Annotated in this window: 4 protein-coding genes; all 4 read left to right on the forward strand. The window is 31.1% G+C overall.

What is annotated here, in order from left to right; genetic code table 11:
• Nucleotides 1–713 (forward strand): DUF6973 domain-containing protein (locus tag AB8M93_RS18600; protein ID WP_489671774.1); only part of this gene is annotated, 713 nt, incomplete at its 5' end.
• Nucleotides 713–1,066, forward strand: coding sequence for a hypothetical protein (locus tag AB8M93_RS18605; protein WP_373060467.1), 354 nt, complete (start codon nt 713–715; stop codon nt 1,064–1,066). The genes AB8M93_RS18600 and AB8M93_RS18605, both read left to right, overlap by 1 nt.
• A gap of 763 nt (nt 1,067–1,829) precedes the next feature.
• The gene (locus AB8M93_RS18610) at nt 1,830–2,111 is read left to right on the forward strand and encodes a type II toxin-antitoxin system RelE/ParE family toxin (RefSeq protein ID WP_373060469.1); all 282 of its coding nucleotides are present in this window, start codon (nt 1,830–1,832) and stop codon (nt 2,109–2,111) included.
• Between the two features lie 18 nt (nt 2,112–2,129).
• Nucleotides 2,130–2,429 carry a HigA family addiction module antitoxin gene (locus AB8M93_RS18615; protein ID WP_373060471.1) on the forward strand — a complete coding sequence of 100 codons (300 nt, stop codon included), beginning with the start codon at nt 2,130–2,132 and terminating at the stop codon, nt 2,427–2,429.
• Nucleotides 2,430–2,628: the final 199 nt, after the last annotated feature.

The raw sequence follows: 2,628 nt of genomic DNA on the forward strand, positions 1-2,628 counted from the left end.
ATGATAAACTCATTACGACTTTACAGTTAGATGATAATTCTACATTAAAAAATTGGGTTGAAAACCAGCCTTTGTATGTAGTCTCCCCAATTTATAATTTTATTAGAGATAATGGTTTTACGCCACAAGCTAGGGCTTTTGGACTTGAAGCTACTAATATATTAATGCAAGGTGGTACAGTTGATTGGGTTGAGCATTTAAATAACTACGATTTTCACTCAGAGACTTCCGTAATTTTAGATTTTGAACAAGATTATAAATCTCAGATGAAAAATGCCGAAATAGCCATTTTCGATAATCTTTCAAGATTTCAACAACTAGATTATTTGCATAGCGCTTATTTAGCACGCGAATATGCTCAGATTTACTATGAAAATTCTATAAAAGTGCAATATAATGGTAAAGGGGATGCTTACAGACATACTCTATGGAATGCACTTGGTGCAGCAAAATTAGGAGAAAATTTAATGGAGCAATTGACAAATGCTCATGAAGTCCCAAATATTGGTGAACCGGCGAACCCCCAACTCGAAAAAAGTATGGATTTACACAACAATCAAATTGGTAGAAATATTGGTACTCAATCAATTTTCATGTTAATGATGAAAGTTAAGTTTGCTGTGGATGAAGGAGAAACTAAATACATAAATCCAACTAATTCAAATGGAACGATAATTCCTTATATATCTGTATTAAAAAACACTAGTGAATAATGAAATATCTAATAACTATAATTGTCGGTATCATATTATTTTCACAATTTTCATGTTCAGGTGAGAAAAAAGAGAGTTGGGAAATAAATAATTTTGATCATAAACAATTTTTTTCTTTAAAATCCCCTGAAAATAAAACTGTTAATAACGTAAATATATATATCGAAGGAAAATTTTCCGGAAAAATCAAATTACAAAGAAGTGAGGGTTATCCTGTGGCAGAATTTTCCAATGATAGTATTCCAGGGAAGCTGTTTTATGATTTTTATGGAGGTGAATTTCAAATAATGTTATTACCTTCAAATGCTCAAGGAAAAATAAACCTTACTATTGAAATCCCATACAGCTACTAAAATAGAATTTTTTTAATCTGTTAAAACAAAACTCATTCTTAAAAACCTGCATGCAGGTTTTTAAATAAAGTAGCAATAAGTTGTTTAATAACTGAATGTGAAGCTCCTTATATTTATATGAAAATTCATAGATTTTTTCTAAACATGAAGTTCTCAATAGATTAAAATTTTAAAAAAATGTTTTCAAAAAGCACCACTTTTCACAACAACGGTTCATCGCAAATAGCGGGTAGTTTGTTGAAAATGGTTATTTCAGAGATCAATTATTTGATTTATAAGCCGACTAATCCGCGTCCTTATTTCCGCAACTTGCGTTAATCGGGACCGTTGCACACAATAAATTTATAGAGATTCCGTTTTTAATGATGAAAAAACGTGATCACTCAAACGCTGGATTAAGAAGTTAATGATGGCTAAAAAAGTTAAATATGGCGGCAAATCATTCTGAATAAATAATAATCTGACACTCACTGATCCTTAAAACCATTACGCTGACTCTCACTCCGATCTAAAAATTGATTTTCTTTTTTACCAGTTTTGGGGAAATTTTCAGTGTGCAACATCGGTTAACAGCAAATAACGGGTGGTATACTGAAAATTGGTATTTTAGAGACCTGGTAGAAATCAATTAAGCCGACAAGTTCGTGTCCCTACTCCCGTGACTTGCGTTAACCGTAACCGTTAGGCAGCATAATTTTTTCGCGCTTGGAACTTCTAATTTTTTACTTATCTTTGACGTTAGTAACGTAAAACAAAATTATTTGTGATTAAAACATTTGCAGACAAAGAAGCTGACAAAATTTGGAACGGAACCCAATCGAGAAAGCTTCCTGCTAATATTCAAAATGTAGCAAGAAGAAAACTGAGAATGATAAATAATGCTCAAAATATAAATGACTTAAGAATTCCTCCAGCAAATCATTTAGAAAAGTTGAGTGGAAATTTAGAAGGTTTTCATAGCATTAGAATTAATAAGCAATGGAGAATAATATTCAAATGGGAAAATGACAATGCTTTTGAAGTTCAAATTGTTGATTACCATTAATTTTAAAAAGATAAAAAAATGAAAAAGTTAGAAAATATACATCCTGGAGAAATCTTAAAAGAAGAATTTTTAGATCCAATGGAAATTACTGCATGCCGACTTTCTAAAGAAACATTTATTCCACAGACAAGAATAAGTGAAATCATAAAAAAGAAAAGAAGAATTACTGCTGACACTGCTCTTCGACTTTCAAAATATTTTGGAACCACAGCAAAATTTTGGCTGGGATTACAAGATGATTATGATTTAGAAGAAGAAAAATCTTTAAAGGAGGAAGAATTCAATAACATAAAACCGTTAGAAAATAACGCAGCCTAACAACGTATACCGCAAATGGCGGGTTTCAGAGAAAAGAACTAAATTAAGTTTCAAAACAAACAAAATCTATAAGCCGACAAAACCGCTTTCATAATTCCACGCCACTTGTCGTTATACGAGCACGTTGGCATTAATACTTAAACAGAGAAAAATTAATTTTGAAATCTGATTTAAAGTAATAACTTTGTATTTACAAAAA

This window comes from Autumnicola aciditolerans, assembly GCF_041679265.1.
Lineage (GTDB): Bacteria > Bacteroidota > Bacteroidia > Flavobacteriales > Flavobacteriaceae > Autumnicola.